The sequence below is a fragment of the Nitrospinota bacterium genome (assembly GCA_027619975.1).
Lineage (GTDB): Bacteria > Nitrospinota > Nitrospinia > Nitrospinales > VA-1 > JADFGI01.
In genome coordinates this window covers 37367-52602 of record JAQCGX010000025.1, presented here as the reverse complement: position 1 = coordinate 52602, position 15236 = coordinate 37367, and the positions used below count along the sequence as shown (strand labels likewise).

Below are 15236 nucleotides of genomic sequence, written 5' to 3'. Positions count from 1 at the left end.
TAGGTCGCCTGTGCTACTGGTTTTCTTAAATTAACAGTAAACTTGAAATTAACATTTTAAGGTCCCAAAAATAGTTTTTCAGCAACCTGCTAATGTTAAAACATCAGCCCGATTCTGTCGGAGCCTGACCCTGGATACATTTCCAGGGAAATCATTTCTTGTATTTACCAACAGCATGGTAAGATTTTAGAAAATGGAGGCAGTGATGCACATGAAACGTTTTTTATTTATTGGAATTCTGTTGGCGATTCTTGCGGTCACGGGTTGTGGAACCAGCGGCAAAGAGTTTAATGAAGTTCTTTACGACAGTATTGAGAATGGCCACACCACCAAGGAGGAAATGGAATCCATGTTTGGACAGCCTTTTAAAAAAGGCGTTCAAAATGGAAAAGAGATCTGGGTTTATGAGCACAATAAGTATCGTTTGATAGGTCAAGACACCTCCAAAGATCTGGTTGTCACCTTCGATAGATCCGGTGTGGTCGAAACCCATCAATTCATGAGCAGTCAAGCCACCTCGCAATGACCTTGCTCCGTTCCTGATAAACATTTTAATGCTTGGATTCAGTGATCAGCAGAAAAGCGCCCTGCATTTGACGTGGGTCGCTTTTTTTTTGACCTTCGTGGCCTGGTTCAACATGGCCCCGTTCAACACCACGATCATGAAGCAGGTGGGCCTGTCGTTGGATCAGATCGAAATCCTGATGATCTGCAATGTGGCTCTGACGATACCCGCAAGGATCATCATCGGCGTCCTGGTCGACCGTCACGGGCCGAGAAAGGTGTTCTGTGGTCTGCTGCTGTTTGCTGCCTCAGTTTGTTTTTATTTTGCCACGTCCACCCAGTTTTTTGAGTTTCTGATTGCCCGTCTGCTGATGGGCATCGTGGGCGCTGGCTTTGTGGTCGGAATCAAAATGATCGCCGAATGGTTTCCGCCGGAAAAAATGGGAATCGCCCAGGGGATTTATGCCGGATGGGGAAATTTTGGAGCCGCCGCCGCGGCATTTTCCCTGCCTGTCGTTGCGCTGTTGTTTCCCGAAGAAATGGGTTGGCGGGCGGCTACGGCATTTTCCGGCTTGTTGTGTCTGATCTGGGCCGGGGTCTACTGGAAATGGGCTGTAGAAATTCCCGACCGCGGGCGCGATTTCAAGGTCAGCCTGATTCACTCCATTGAGGTGACGTCCCGCAAGGATCTAATTTTACAGATCGTATTGATGCTTCCTGTTTACGGTTCCCTCCTGGCTCTGGTGTGGAAATTATCCGCGCTGTCGTCGCCGCTATTTTCACAGGACGTCACCCTGCTGCTTTATGCCGGTGTCAGCGGAATTTTCTTCTTGAATTTGGTAGAGTCCCTCCGCGTTAATTTGCCGAACCTTAAACGAGCCATCCCCAAAGAAGAACACTACGAATTCCGGCAGATATTTATTCTAAGTCTGGTTTACGCGCTGACTTTTGGAGCGGAGTTGGCCGTGGTTTCCATGTTTCCGCAATTTTTGGAAACCACCTTTGGTCTTTCAGTGGCCACTGCCGGTATTTTGGGTTCGAGCTTTGCGGTGATGAACCTGATCACCCGGCCCAGCGGCGGTTGGTTGTCCGACCTGCTTGGAAGAAGGCAGACCTTGGCGGTTTTAGTTCTTGGAGCCCTGGCAGGCTTTTGGGCTATGGGGGAAATAAACGCCAGCTGGCACCTGGGGTGGGTGATTCTGCTGGCGATTACCTGTTCGGTATTTCTGCAGGCGGGAAACGGAGCCTGCTTTGCCGCCGTGCCGCTCATCCGCAAAGACCTGACGGGAAAAATGGCGGGCATGGCCGGGGCTTATGGAAATGTCGGGGCGGTGTTCTTTTTAACCGCCTACAGTCTGGTGAGTGCCCAGGATTTTTTTAGAATCATCGGCGGCTACGCAATTGTGGTTTGTTTGTGCCTGTTGCTTTTGCAATCCTTCAAGAAATTGCACGTTTCCTACCAGTAATGGTCCAAATCCCAATTTAATTGACGGGATCTCGTCGTCCAGAAATTATTGCAATTACGTTAACTACGGACGAAGTTGCTTCGGCGCATAAAGCCGCATCACGGAATTGAGCGTCTCGTCGATGTTGAACATCATTGGCAAGTTGAAGTGATGCTTTCGCGTGCCTCCGCGTAGCTTCGTGACTTCCTCCTGAAAGTTCCTTCTCAATAAAGGCTTCCAGCATTCTTTTCGCATCGGTTTTACTTGGAACAGTTCCATCACTGGTGCTATGATTTTTAGGATCATATACTGCCTGTGCAAGAGAAATAAGAGTTTCCCTACAAAGGAGCCCCACAGATTGGAAATCTTCTTCAGTTGAAGATCGTTCCAACTGAATTCGGACTTTGTCCAAACATCGATCAACGCGAGCCCATCCAGTTGGTTCTCGAAGTGAGGTTTCATCAATCAAAGTTCCCTTGGAAAGCCTATCGAGAAGTGGGTTATAAAGCTCGTTAATATATAATCGACGAGATTGGTAGGTTGGTAAATCACCACTACTCCATTTACCATACCATTCCCAAAGGGTTCCATAGGGGTTAGGATCATCGATGTGCAGTTGAGAAAGGTTGGATTGAATCTGTCTTCGCCTATTATCATACTCATGATTAACTTCTTGTATCCTAGGACCCCCTGTAGATACAGCTATCATCAAATTTCGTTGAGCCTCAATCTCTTTAATTAATTGTTTCATAGCAGGTTCTGGTGCCGTAGGTGCTTCTTGGTTGACAACAAATTTCAGGTCACAAATTTCAATGTCATTTTCTCTTGGAGGATAGATTTCCAAGAAAGCTTTAATAATTAACTGTTGATCATTTGAGAGAAGAGCTCGCAGACGTTCACAATTTTGGATGGAAGAAAAAATTTCAACTGTGGTTAGCCGGGAAAATTTAGCCATCTTCCCATAAGAGTCTGAAATTTCGAAGTTGATCTCTGAATTATCAAGTATCCTTACTAGGTCCTCCCTTCCCCAGTATCTTAGAATGTCTAGAACTTTGCCGATAGATGGCATTTTCAATCTCTCTGGAATTTTTATCAGTATATTACTCCGACTATTTTCTTGGAAGGCTTTATTCCACCCGCACGGCTTCTTTCGGGTTGAGTTTGGCGGCGAGACGGGCAGGATACAGCCCGGCGGATGTGGAAACTACCCAAAAGAGGAGGGTGGTGAGAAGGATAAACAGATAAGGGAAATGCACCTGAATGGTCCAGCCGAAGGACTGCTTGTTGATGACAAAGATCAGGATGTAGGAAACGATCACCCCTGCGATCAAACCCATGCCCGACCCGATCAAACCTAATATCCCCGCCTCGATCAACACCACGCGCTTGACCTGATCTTTAAACGCGCCCAGAAAGCGCAAAATTCCAACCTCGCGCTTGCGCTCCAGAATGAGAGATATCAGGGTGTTGAAAAGACCCAATACCGCAACGCCAATGGCGATGATTTCCAGGGCGTAGGTGATGGCGAAGGTTCGGTCGAACACGTCAAGAACGTCTTTTTTCAGTTCCGCATTCGAGCGGATGACGAGTTGATAATCTTTGCCGATGGTGTTCAACACGTTTTTACGAACGTTTGTGAGCTGGTTTTTATCCGCAAGATAAATGATAAAGCTGTTGATGGCCGGGTCCTGGTAATATTTCAGAAACGTCGTCCGATCGAGGATGATGTAGCCGCGTTCGCGGGAGTAATCGAAATACACAGCGATAATCTCAACATCCAGCGGGCCGCCCGGTGTTGTCAGGTGTAAACGGTCTCCTGTCTTCACCTTGTGCTTGAGAGAAAACGCTTCGGAGACGATGGCCCGGTTGTGTCCGACCATCCAGCGGTCCAGTTCCTGCGCTGGGGGGCCGGTTTTGATCACCAGGTTTCCAAATTGCGAAAGCACCGAGAAATCCCCTGTCGCTAAAACCACGGGCTTGTCGTTGTATGAAATATCGATGGCCCGGAATTGGTCGATCGCGGCGACTCCCGCAATCTGTTTCAGTTGCTTCACGCGATCCGAGGGCAGGGTGTACTGGTAATCGATGTCACGGCCCCCGGCGATGCGGACAAACAGATCCGCCCGTAACGTCTGGCCGATCCAGACGATTACCGTTGTTCTGAAACTGTGAACCATGATCGACATGCTGATGACCATCATGAAGGCAATGGCCAGAGACGAAACCGCCAGCGAGTTGCGTCCGACATTTTGCGAGAGGTTCATGCTGGCGAGCAGACCTTCGCCGCCAAATAACTTTTTGCACGATCCATGCAGGAGGCGACGGGCCAGAAGAAGCGCCGAGGGCGACAGCAGGGACAACCCCAGAATGAGCAGGAAGACCGACAGAAACCCGAAATAGGGGAAATTATTGATGGCCGGCAATTGCGTACACCCGGCGGACAGAAGTATCGTCAGGAGCGCAGACAGATTCAGCTTGCGGTTGCCGCGAAACAGTTTGAGATCGTAACTGCCACGGCGCATCACCAGGGTGGGCGATGTTTTGGCCGCATCGTAAGCCGGAATGAGAGCCGAAACCAGAGAGAGCCCGATGCCTAAAACGACATAAGGCCACATTTTTTGCCAGTGGAAATCCACTTCTGTCACGTAGCTGGGCGCATACAGGTTGTTGATCGTGAGCGTGACCGCGTCCAGTGAAAACTGGGCGAAATAATACCCGAGCCCGATTCCCAGAAACGATCCCGCCGTACCGATGATCCCGGCTTCCAGAAAAAAGATGACGGCTATAAGCGTAGGTGTCGCTCCCAAGGCCCGAAGCGTGCCGATTTCCATGCGGCGGCGGACGACGGACAGGGCGATCATGTTGTAGATCAGATAAAGCGCGACGAGCAGGGCGACGAAGCTCAATGCCGTCAGGTTGTACTGGAACGCCCTGAGCATTTTTTCCACCTGTTTGTTTTTTCTGTCCGGGCGGTCGATGTTGAGAAAATCCGGCAGTACTGTGGCGATCTTTGCTTGCATGCGGTCAAAATCGGTGTCTTTAAGGAACTCCACGTCGATACGGTCGAGCTTGCCCAATTTGTTCAAAGCCAACTGAGCGGCGGCGATATCCATCATGGCGAAATTGCCGTTTAACGCTTTTGCGATGCCTTTATTTTCCAACACGGCTGTAACTTTCAAGTCTCGAGGTTGGCCGTTGACCAGGAACCGAATACTGTCGCCCGGCTGAAACCGGGTTACGGGGATGAATTTTTCCGGCAGGACGATGCCTTTGGGGTCCAGGATGATGGGGAGCAGGCCTTTCAAGTCCGGCTCTACCGTCTTGAGGGAAAAATCGCGAATGCCGCTGTCCTGCAATAGATCGGTTCCGAGGATCTCTACAACTTCGCCCGTGCTGGATTCCACGCCGTAACCTTCTATCACCGGGTAGACTTTGATCCATTCTCTTAGAGTGAGGAGTTTTTTGAAATGATTTTCGTCAAAACTCATGCCCTCGGCATGGATCACTGCGTTGGATTTTCCAAGAACGAGATCGACGCTTTCCTGAAACGAAAGCATGGTTTGCGCATTGGTGAGACGGATGCTTAAGAATACCGCGACGCCAATGGCCACGCCCAGAATAGTGACGCCGGTGCGAAACGGATCGCGCAGGAGAGGGCGCAGGATGAGGGCGGTGAACAGATCCTTGAAATAAAAAAGAAAGTTCATTCTTTTTGGGTCAATTCCCCATCGCGGATTTCAAAATGACAATTTCCGTAGGAAGCGATTTGCGGGTTGTGTGTGACCACTACAAGTGTGGTTTGAAATTCGACCGATACCTTTTTCATCAACTCCAGAATTTTGGTCCCGTTTTCCGAGTCGAGGTTGCCGGTGGGTTCGTCTGCCAGGATGATAGCCGGTTGATGCACCAGCGCCCTGGCGATGGCGACTCTCTGCATTTCTCCGCCGGACAATTCCGCCGGGAAGGATTGCGCCCGGTTCTGAAGCCCCACATATTCCAGCAACGTGTGAATCCTCTTGTCATCAGTTTTTGAGGAATGGCTTAACAGCAGGGGAAGCTCCACATTTTCCCAAAGGGTCAAAGTGGGCATGAGATTGAAAAACTGAAACACGAATCCGATTTCCTGGCGGCGTAACTGCGTCAATTCCCGGTCGCTCATTTTCGAGATCAAACGGTTGTTGAGGAATATTTCGCCTTCGTCTGGCGCGTCCAGCCCGCCGATGCAGTTGAGCAGGGTGGTCTTGCCGCCGCCGCTGGGTCCCATGACGGTGACAAAGTCTCCCGAGTGCAATTCCATATCGACGCTCTTGAGCGCGGTGACGCGAGTGCCGCCCGCCATATAATATTTGCTGACCTTATTAAATTTTATTACCGGATTGTCCGTCATCGGGTATGGGTATCGGGCTGAAAGAATAAAGAAAGAAGCATAATATCATTAAATCAAATTCACAAATCCGGGCGCTCATGCAACGGAAGGTGACAAGTTTGTGACTTTCCATTGACTCAGCCGCAATATCGGCTCAGTAAAATCTTTATTCTACCTAACGATGCTCTGGATATAAAAGTGAAACTAAAAGAAACGCAAAGACAATTAGCCGAAACCTTGTGGCTAGAGATTGAAAAAGCAATTTTGCAATCCCCCGGCGTGCGCCAATCTTTTAAAAAACTCCAGGCCTCTGATCCTAAAGGCGATCCTGCCAAATACAATCTGTCGCTGGATATTAAAAAACTCGGCGAGTTGATTCAAAACGATGAAAAAAGCCGATATGATTTTTCTGTGGAGACTTAATTTTTCAAATAACTTCATAAAATAAGCACTCCGCCCTTCCCGGGAATATTTACCCTCCTGCAAGCCAATGCCGCGCCCCTTCTAAAAATTTGAATTAATTTCCCGCTTCAGGTTCTCCCCATTGAACCCAATGCCGCTTTATGCTATTTAATGGTTTTTCCTATCTATTAAAAAGGCAGCGTATGGCGATCTCCCGAAAAATCATTGGATTCATGGAAAATTCTTCCTGGATTCGCAAAATGTTCGAAGAAGGCATTCGCCTCAAGCAGGAATTTGGAGCAGACAACGTCTTTGACCTGTCGCTCGGCAATCCTGTGGTTGAACCCCCTGAGGCATTGAAACAGGCTTTGGTCGCGGCGGCAAAGGATCCGACCCCCGGATTGCACCGTTACATGCCCAATGCCGGGCTTCCCGATGTTCGGGAAACTCTCGCACGGTCGCTGGCACCGGAGTGCAAGGTGGATCTTTCTCCCGATGATTTGGTCCTGGTCTGTGGGGCGGCGGGAGGATTGAACATCACTCTCAAGACCCTGCTGGACCCCGGTGATGAAGTCATCATCTTTTCGCCTTATTTCGTGGAATACTTGTTTTATGCCGACAATCATGGCGGCAAGGCGGTTCCGGTTGCTACGAACGAGGATTTCACCCTGAATCTGGAGGCGCTGGAAAAAGCGTTTACCGAGCGTACCCGGGCGGTCATGATCAACTCCCCTAATAACCCGACCGGCGTGGTCTATTCCCGGCAGTCGCTCACAGCCTTGGCGGCTTGTCTTGAAAGGCAATCGCGAAAGATGGGACGCGCGGTGTATCTGATTTCCGACGATCCCTACAAGAAAATCGCCTTCGACGGCGTAGAGACGCCCAATATCTGCGAATTTTACGATAACAGTATTTATATCACTTCGCATTCCAAGGATCTGGCGGTGCCGGGGGAGCGCATCGGCATGGTCGTCGTCCATCCGCGTGCGGAAAGCGCTAAAGAGCTGATGGCCGGGTTGATCTTCTGCAACCGGGTGCTGGGATTTGTCAACGCCCCGGCCTTGATCCAGCGGGCGGTGAAAAACGCCCAGGGAGCGATGGTGGATGTTAAGGAATACCAGCGCAAACGCGATTTTCTATACGGAGAACTGACCCGCATCGGCTATTCGGTAGTGAAACCTCAAGGCGCGTTTTATTTTTTCCCAAAATCACCGTTGGCCGATGAAGTCGAATTTGTGCGGATTCTGGCATCCAAACGGGTGCTTGTGGTTCCGGGCAGGGGATTCGGCCTGCCGGGTTATTTCCGTCTGTCCTACTGCCTGCCGGATTCGGTGCTCGAAGGCTCGATTCCAGGCTTTGAAGAAGCGTTTCGGGAGACGGCGGGGAAGGGATGAGCGGCATTAAATTTGTCCGCCGTGAACCTTTTTTGATAAAATGATATCTTAAATATAAGGCATAAAAATTAAATCCCCCCATCCCTCTTCGTAGAAGGGGGAGTAAGGTTCCCCCCTTTATAAAGGGGGCTGGGGGGATTTGAATGTCCCTTTTTCGTCAAAAAAGATAGACAGAAAACCGGGACCTATTAAATTACTGAAGGGTGCGATATGGCTTTATCTCAAGATCAGATCAACCGTTATAGCAGACACCTGCTGTTGCCGGAAGTGGGTGTCGAGGGGCAGGAGAAAATTTGTAATGCCAAGGTGCTGTGCATTGGAACCGGAGGGCTGGGAGCGCCTCTGGGCTTGTACCTGGCCGCCGCAGGCGTGGGCAAACTGGGGATGGTGGATTTTGATGTTGTGGATTTCAGCAATCTTCAGCGCCAGGTCATCCACGGCGAATCGACCCTTGGAAAACTGAAGGTGGATTCAGCCAAGGCGCGGATCAGCGACCTGAATTCCAGCATCGACGTGGTCACCTACAACACCCGGTTGACCTCTGAAAATGCTCTGGATATTTTTAAAGACTACGACATCATCGTCGATGGGACGGATAATTTCCCCACCCGATATCTCGCCAATGATGCGGCTGTTCTTTTGGGCAAACCCTATATTTACGGCTGTATTTTGCGTTTTGAGGGCCAGGCTTCCGTTTTCTATTCAAAAGAGGGTCCCTGCTACCGCTGTCTGTATCCCGAGCCACCGCCACCGGGTCTGGTGCCCAGTTGTGCGGAAGGCGGCGTACTGGGTATATTGCCCGGCATTATTGGTTTGATCCAGGCCAACGAAGTGATCAAACTGATTTTGGGAAAAGGCGAAACCCTGGTGGGGCGATTGCTTTTGTTTGACGCTCTGGCAATGAAATTCAAGGAATTGAAGCTTCGTAAAGACAAGAATTGCCCGATCTGTGGAGACAATCCAACCATCAAGGAACTCATCGATTATGAGCAGTTTTGCGGCATCGTCCCGCAGGAAGAATCTTCCGCTGTTGACCCCCTGGAGATTGACGTTTTGGAAGTCAAGAAAATGCTGGATAGCGGAAAAAACTTCAAGCTGATCGATGTTCGCGAACCTTCGGAATATCAGATTTGCAAAATCAACGGCACGACCTTGATCCCTCTGGGCGAATTTGAAGCGATGGATCCGGCCAGGCTCAACGGTCTGCGCCAACAGGATGAAATTGTTCTCCATTGCAAAGCCGGGGTCCGCAGTTTGAAAGCGGCAAACGCGCTGATTAAAATGGGCTACTCCAACGTCAAAAGCATGCGCGGCGGGATCACGGAATGGTCCGATAAAATCGATGCATCGGTTCCCAAGTATTGACAGCCATCCTTTAAAATGTACCCTAAAAAGTCATAAGAAATCTTCTCTTCATATGCAAGGGCTGGGAAAATTGAACGGACTTGACAATATACATTGGCAAGTTTATGTTAAAAACAGGTAGTAAAGTTTTATTGAGTAAGAAGGGAACATAAACAAAGGGGGTTTTGTGAGCGAAGCACATGATTCGGAAGGTTCTGAGCGTGATTTTGAAAGATTATCCAGAGCGATCACCGATGCGGTGATGAATTCTGAGAAGGTCAAAAATATCGTTGCCCAGATCCAAAAAAAGGAAAAAATCTGCCCTCAAAGTTTTATGGTGCTTGTATTGAAAATGCAGGTTTTGACGGAATCCCTTGAAATGGAGGTTGAGGAAGACTTTCTGGATACGCTCCCTGCAAAAAAGGCCAGCAAGAGAAAATCCAGTGAGCGGCCTCAATATATCGATGGTGATCGACTTTCTAAAAAAGAGATTGAGTTTCAGGAATTTAATAATAAGCAGTTTGACAGCCAAGCCTGGCTCAAAAAAAACGGGCTTATTCTCTAAGGGTTTTTTTCTCTCCCTGGCCGCCACTGCCTTACCCCTCCTGCTTTGGACCTGGCCCGAAGCCGTCGCCAGCGAAGACTTTAGCGAACAGCGAAAACGGATGGTTGAAATCGACATCCGGGGACAAGGGATCACAGATCCTGCCGTTCTAGACGCGATGTTGAGCGTTCCACGCCACGAATTTACGGACTTCAGTTACCGCGATCTTTCTTATAGTGACCGCGCCCTTCCTATCACGGAAAATCAGACCATTTCCCAGCCCTATATTGTTGCTCTGATGACCCAGAGCGCGCGCCTGAAACCGGGGGACCGGGTGCTGGAAGTTGGCACCGGTTCGGCTTATCAGGCGGCGGTGCTGGCGGAAATCGCCGCAGAAGTTTATACCATCGAGATTGTTGAAACTCTGGCAAAGTCAGCGGCCAAACGACTGACCCGGCTTGGCTACCGGAATGTAAATGTCCGGCATGGGGACGGTTATCAGGGTTGGCAGGAGGCCGGTCCTTTCGATGCCATACTCATCACTGCGGCGGCGCCGGAAATTCCTGAGCCGCTGGCGGACCAGTTGAAACTCGGAGGGCGCATGGTGATGCCGCTGGGAGATCACCGTTTGTCTCAGGATCTGGTGGTTTTGACCAAAAAGAAAGATGGACTGCACAAGGAGTTTATTACGGGGGTCGTATTTGTTCCCATGACCGGGGAGATCAGGCAATGACCGGCCTGGAGCGGAAGAGAGAGAAGGGGGGCGAAATGATGCATCGAGCTCCTGCGGTTGCCGGACAATTCTATCCGGCGGATTGTGATGGGTTGACTGAGGAAATTAACAAACATACCGTTGAAGGTTCCGAAAAAAGCCGCGTGATCGGTATTGTGTCTCCGCATGCCGGGTTCATGTATTCGGGCGATGCGGCGGGTGCGGTCTATTCCCGTATTGAAATTCCTGAGACAGTCGTCCTGATCGGTCCGAATCATACGGGAGAGGGCGCGACGATTGCGGTGATGACCGGGGGGACTTGGTCCATGCCTTTTGGCGATCTGGGCATCGACACCGAATTAGCGGCAGCGATTTGCGCAGCGTCTCCAAAAGTTCATACCGATTCCAGCGCCCATCGATACGAACATTCCCTGGAAACGCAACTGCCTTTTCTGTAATATTTTCGCAAGGAATTTAAAATCGTTCCTATCTGTCTGAAGCGTATTTCCTTCAAGGACTGTGAAGAGGTGAGCCGCGCCATTTTGGCGGGCATCAAGAAAGTGGACCGTCCCGTGCTGATTATTGCCAGCTCCGACATGACCCATTACGAGTCGCAGGCGAGCGCGTTACAAAAAGACAAACAAGCCATTGACCGGATTGTGGATCGGGATGCGGAGGGCTTATATAAAACCGTCGAAAAAAATCATATCAGCATGTGCGGGGTGAATCCCGTCACCGTGATGTTGCTGTGCGCCAATGCAATGGGAGCGAGCCATTCTGAGCTTATCAAGTACATGACGTCAGGCGATGTCACCGGAGATTTCGATCAGGTGGTGGGTTATGCGGGGATGATCGTTAGCTGAAGAAATGCAGGTTTCACTTCTTTTCTTGCGGATATTCCAGCAATTCAATTTCGTATTTATCGGGGTCTTCGGTAAAAATAAAACAGGTGCCATTGGAAGTTTTCACCGGGCCTTCGGTGATGGGAACACCGGCTTTTTTCAAACGGTTGATGCAACTCTCCATATCATCCACCTGAAAGGCCAGGTGCATCAGGTCTTCTGGAACGTCGATCTTGCCGCTTGCCGGGAAAACGCAAAGCTCGATTTCACTGTCGGTCCCGGGCGCCTGCAAAAAGGCCAGTTCGGAACCTCTGGGGGATGTTTTCCGTTCGATGAGTTTCAGCCCCAGGATTTTGGAGTAAAATCGAATGGATTGATCCATGTCCGATACCCTGAGGCGAGTGTGTAAATATTTTTTGATCACAGTTCCGGTCTGAATTGAACCACAGGCTCGTATTTTTTCAATTGTTCCTGAACCATCGCAATGATTTCATTGAGCCGGTCTTTTGTTTCAGCCTCAAATCTCAGGACCAGAACCGGCTGGGTATTGGAGGCGCGTATCAAGCCCCATCCGTCATCGAGGTTGATGCGGACCCCGTCGATGTCCACCACATCGTACTTTCCTCGAAAATACTCGGTGAGTTCCGCCACGATTTTAAATTTTTGATCATCGGGACAATCGATGCGGATTTCCGGTGTGTACGCAGTGACCGGAACGTCGGCGAGCATTTCGGACAATTTTTTGTCTGAGGACGCGATGATTTCGAGCAGACGGCAGGCGGCGAAAATAGCGTCGTCATAGCCGTAGTAATTATCTGAAAAGCAGATGTGACCGCTCATCTCACCGGCGAGCAGGGCGCCTGTTTCGCGCATTTTCTTTTTGATCAGGGAATGTCCGGCAGGGGCCATCACTGCCGTGCCGCCGTGCTTCTGAATGTCCTGGAACAGGTTTTGCGAGCATTTCACTTCACCGACGATGGTGGCGCCGGGATGTTTTTGCAAAAGATCGCGCGCCAGAAGAATCAATATCTGGTCTCCCCAGATGATATTGCCTTTCTCATCGACCAGGCCGATACGGTCGGCGTCTCCATCGAACCCGATGCCCAGTTCAGCTTTTTCCGATTTCACTTTAGCGATCAAATCGACCAGGTTCTCGGCCACGGTCGGGTCGGGATGGTGATTGGGAAAGTTCCCGTCCGGTTCGCAGTACAGTTCGACGATGTCCATTCCCAGCCGCTTCAGGAGTTCCGGTCCGGTGATGCCGAAACAGCCGTTGCCGCCGTCCACCACCACTTTGACCGGACGGGAAATTTTAATGATCTCGGAAACTTTTTCCATATACGTTTCCAGGACTTCCTCGTGTTGTTGTTTCCCTTGCCCGGTTTCAAAATCCGAACGTTCGATGAGATCCCGTAGATGCTGAATTTTTTCTCCGTAAAGACTGTGTAATCCCAGGCTGATTTTAAAGCCGTTAAAATTGGAAGGGTTGTGACTGCCGGTGATCATGACCCCGCCATCCGGTTTCAGGTGGTGGAGTGAAAAATAGGAAACCGGAGTCGGTACCATGCCGATGTCGATGACATCGCAACCGGTGGAAAGCAGTCCCCTTGTCAGGGCGTCTCTGAAATCGACCGAGCTTTGGCGCATATCGCGGCCAACGGTGAGGGTTTTGCCGCCGTTGCGTTTAATATAAGATCCGATCGCTTTACCGATCAGTTCTACGCTATCCGGAGTCAAGTCATCTCCGACCACACCGCGAATGTCATACTCTCGAAAAATATTTGGATTAATGGTATTTGGCATCGTCCACTGGATTTGAGGTTGTAAAATATTTTTATCAGATGCAAGGATAAGGCATCCATTTGAATATGGCAATCGGGGAATTTATGGCCAAGGGTTCGCAAACGGCAGGCTGTTGGCCGGAGCTGATTTTTCAAATGCTTTCACAATATTTTCCGGCAAAGGAAAAAATAATAAGGTCTTATAAGGAAAGGGAAATCGCTAGGGGCGACTTCTCTATTATGTTACGATTAGACGTTGTTTTTTGCCTAAGACAGGTGTTGATTTCCCCCAGATTCAGGTTTCCTGCATGAAAGTTTGTTTGATTGAGCCTTCCAAATTTGTATCCCTGACCAATTTTGTTTCGACGATCAGTATGCCTCCTCTTGGCTTGGCCTATATTGCCGCGTCCCTTAAGGAAGCGGGGCATGAAGTCAGTGTGGTGGATGGGCCGGGTTCCGCGCCGAGAAATTTTTTCCAATTCAACGATGTGCGCATCCGGGGATTGACGAATGAACAGATTGTGGAAAGAATTCCCCGCGACGTTCAAGTCATTGGTTTGGGGTGCATGTTCACATCCCACTGGGTGCTTGTCCGCGAATTGCTGAAGGACATTCGCCGCGTGTTTCCCGATGTCTTTCTGATTATGGGAGGGGAGCACGTGACCGGCTTTCCGGAGTTTTCCCTGGAAGGCGCTCCTCTCGATGCTGTGGTTATGGGAGAGGGCGAGGAAATCATCGTCGAATTGCTGGAACATGTGGAAAACGGCAAACCCCTGGACACAGTTGCTGGCGTGGCTTATCGCGCCGCAGATGATACGATTCGCGTGAATGAACGGCGACAAAGAATCCGCGATATCGACGCCATTCCCCGTCCGGCCTGGGAGTTGTTTGATATCCAGAAATATAACGAGGTCAATCAGCCGCACGGAGCGTCCCAGGGGAAATTCATGCCCATGCTGGCGACACGCGGATGCCCGTTCTCCTGCACCTTCTGCACCAGCCCTAAAATGTGGACCACGGAATGGACCCCCAGAAACTATAAGCTGGTGGTCGATGAAATGCAGGATTATTACAATCAATATGGCGTCACTGACTTTCAGTTCGAGGATCTGACCGCTATCGTCAAAAAGCAATGGATCAGCGATTTTTGCGATGAGATCATTGCCCGGAAAATGAACATCACCTTTCAACTGCCGTCGGGCACGCGAAGCGAAGGCATTGACTATGAAATCGCCTGTAAACTGAAAGCCGCAGGGTGTCATGAGTTTGCCTTTGCGCCGGAATCGGGAGACCCCAGGATTCTTCAGGCGATCAAGAAAAAGGTGCATCTGCCGACCATGTTCCAATCGGCTAAATCCGCCCTGCGCGCCGGAATCAATGTGGGCTGTTTTTTTATCATCGGCTTTCCGGAGGACGACTACAAAAGCGTATTGAGAACTTACGCCGCCATCGTCAAATGCGGGATGATCGGTTTGACCAACGTCAACCTGAACGCTTATTCTCCCCAGCCGAATACAGAGTCCTTCAATCAACTGCGGGAAGATGGCGTGATCACCGAGCTTTCCGATGACTACCTGATGAGTTTGTTCACGTTTCAGGATTTTGGCGCAAAAAAGACATCCTATAACAAACACTTCAGTGACTGGGAATTGTCTCTCATGGTGCTGTTTGGGGTGGGCTTGTTTTACTTCGTTTATTTTTTGCGCAAACCCACCCGCATCCTGCAATTGTTCACCGATCTCTTTTCCCAATCCTCCAGCAACAAAAGCACCAAGATGGCGAAATCCTTCCTCAAAGACGCCTTTACCCTGGTAAAAAATAAATTAATCCGGGTGTGACCCAGAGCCACCTTTCCCCAAGTTATCGTTGGTTCGGACTGTGATATACTCCGGCAAATTATTT

13 protein-coding genes and 1 pseudogene are annotated in these 15236 nt (G+C 49.9%); 9 read left to right on the top strand and 5 right to left on the bottom strand.

Annotated elements, in window-relative coordinates; all coding sequences use genetic code 11:
* Positions 1–211: 211 nt before the first annotated feature.
* Positions 212–526 (top strand): outer membrane protein assembly factor BamE, encoded by a 315-nt coding sequence (gene bamE / locus O3C58_09820; GenBank protein ID MDA0692154.1) that lies wholly within the window; start codon positions 212–214, stop codon positions 524–526.
* A 28-nt stretch (positions 527–554) separates the two neighbouring features.
* Complete coding sequence (locus O3C58_09815) at positions 555–1970, top strand: MFS transporter (protein MDA0692153.1); 1416 nt, start codon at positions 555–557, stop codon at positions 1968–1970.
* 16 nt (positions 1971–1986) lie between these two features.
* Here O3C58_09815 and O3C58_09810 read toward each other — a convergent pair whose 3' ends face one another.
* From O3C58_09810 to O3C58_09800, 3 genes are read right to left on the bottom strand one after another with little or no spacing between them, the layout of a single operon-like run.
* Positions 1987–3018 (bottom strand): hypothetical protein, encoded by a 1032-nt coding sequence (locus O3C58_09810; GenBank protein MDA0692152.1) that lies wholly within the window; start codon positions 3016–3018, stop codon positions 1987–1989.
* Between the two features lie 58 nt (positions 3019–3076).
* Positions 3077–5656 (bottom strand): FtsX-like permease family protein, encoded by a 2580-nt coding sequence (locus tag O3C58_09805; GenBank protein MDA0692151.1) that lies wholly within the window; start codon positions 5654–5656, stop codon positions 3077–3079.
* Positions 5653–6288 (bottom strand): ABC transporter ATP-binding protein, encoded by a 636-nt coding sequence (locus tag O3C58_09800; GenBank protein MDA0692150.1) that lies wholly within the window; start codon positions 6286–6288, stop codon positions 5653–5655. Before O3C58_09800 ends, O3C58_09805 begins: the two co-directional genes overlap by 4 nt.
* Positions 6289–6513: 225 nt before the next feature.
* Between O3C58_09800 and O3C58_09795 the strand changes: the two genes are divergently transcribed.
* The 6 genes and pseudogenes from O3C58_09795 (at position 6514) to amrB (ending at position 11574) form a co-directional block, all read left to right on the top strand.
* Positions 6514–6738 carry a hypothetical protein gene (locus O3C58_09795; GenBank protein MDA0692149.1) on the top strand — a complete coding sequence of 75 codons (225 nt, stop codon included), beginning with the start codon at positions 6514–6516 and terminating at the stop codon, positions 6736–6738.
* 182 nt (positions 6739–6920) lie between these two features.
* Positions 6921–8111 (top strand): pyridoxal phosphate-dependent aminotransferase, encoded by a 1191-nt coding sequence (locus O3C58_09790; protein ID MDA0692148.1) that lies wholly within the window; start codon positions 6921–6923, stop codon positions 8109–8111.
* A 210-nt stretch (positions 8112–8321) separates the two neighbouring features.
* Positions 8322–9476 (top strand): molybdopterin-synthase adenylyltransferase MoeB, encoded by a 1155-nt coding sequence (gene moeB / locus O3C58_09785; protein ID MDA0692147.1) that lies wholly within the window; start codon positions 8322–8324, stop codon positions 9474–9476.
* A gap of 166 nt (positions 9477–9642) precedes the next feature.
* A complete protein-coding gene (locus tag O3C58_09780; protein ID MDA0692146.1) occupies positions 9643–10020 on the top strand; it encodes a hypothetical protein in 378 nt (125 codons plus the stop codon).
* On the top strand, positions 9977–10732 hold the full coding sequence (locus tag O3C58_09775; protein MDA0692145.1) for a protein-L-isoaspartate(D-aspartate) O-methyltransferase: 756 nt from the start codon (positions 9977–9979) through the stop codon (positions 10730–10732). Before O3C58_09780 ends, O3C58_09775 begins: the two co-directional genes overlap by 44 nt.
* 38 nt (positions 10733–10770) lie before the next feature.
* A pseudogene (gene amrB, locus O3C58_09770) lies at positions 10771–11574 on the top strand (AmmeMemoRadiSam system protein B).
* A gap of 13 nt (positions 11575–11587) precedes the next feature.
* Here the strand turns inward: amrB and O3C58_09765 are convergent.
* Together O3C58_09765 and O3C58_09760 are read right to left on the bottom strand one after the other, a co-directional pair.
* The gene (locus O3C58_09765; protein MDA0692144.1) at positions 11588–11977 is read right to left on the bottom strand and encodes a VOC family protein; all 390 of its coding nucleotides are present in this window, start codon (positions 11975–11977) and stop codon (positions 11588–11590) included.
* On the bottom strand, positions 11974–13356 hold the full coding sequence (locus O3C58_09760) for a phosphomannomutase/phosphoglucomutase (GenBank protein ID MDA0692143.1): 1383 nt from the start codon (positions 13354–13356) through the stop codon (positions 11974–11976). Before O3C58_09760 ends, O3C58_09765 begins: the two co-directional genes overlap by 4 nt.
* A 286-nt stretch (positions 13357–13642) precedes the next feature.
* Here O3C58_09760 and O3C58_09755 point away from each other — a divergent pair, with 286 nt between their 5' ends.
* Positions 13643–15172: a radical SAM protein gene (locus O3C58_09755; protein MDA0692142.1), complete on the top strand. Its 1530-nt coding sequence runs from the start codon at positions 13643–13645 to the stop codon at positions 15170–15172.
* The last annotated feature ends 64 nt before the right edge of the window (positions 15173–15236 follow it).

What these genes read in the sequence shown, in the direction of transcription:
- bamE (MDA0692154.1), top strand. Translation starts at nt 212, where the DNA reads ATGAAACGTTTTTTATTTATTGGAATTCTGTTGGCGATTCTTGCGGTC.
- O3C58_09815 (MDA0692153.1), top strand. Translation starts at nt 555, where the DNA reads ATGCTTGGATTCAGTGATCAGCAGAAAAGCGCCCTGCATTTGACGTGG.
- O3C58_09810 (MDA0692152.1), bottom strand. Translation starts at nt 3,018, where the DNA reads ATGCCATCTATCGGCAAAGTTCTAGACATTCTAAGATACTGGGGAAGG.
- O3C58_09805 (MDA0692151.1), bottom strand. Translation starts at nt 5,656, where the DNA reads ATGAACTTTCTTTTTTATTTCAAGGATCTGTTCACCGCCCTCATCCTG.
- O3C58_09800 (MDA0692150.1), bottom strand. Translation starts at nt 6,288, where the DNA reads ATGGCGGGCGGCACTCGCGTCACCGCGCTCAAGAGCGTCGATATGGAA.
- O3C58_09790 (MDA0692148.1), top strand. Translation starts at nt 6,921, where the DNA reads ATGGCGATCTCCCGAAAAATCATTGGATTCATGGAAAATTCTTCCTGG.
- moeB (MDA0692147.1), top strand. Translation starts at nt 8,322, where the DNA reads ATGGCTTTATCTCAAGATCAGATCAACCGTTATAGCAGACACCTGCTG.
- O3C58_09760 (MDA0692143.1), bottom strand. Translation starts at nt 13,356, where the DNA reads ATGCCAAATACCATTAATCCAAATATTTTTCGAGAGTATGACATTCGC.
- O3C58_09755 (MDA0692142.1), top strand. Translation starts at nt 13,643, where the DNA reads ATGAAAGTTTGTTTGATTGAGCCTTCCAAATTTGTATCCCTGACCAAT.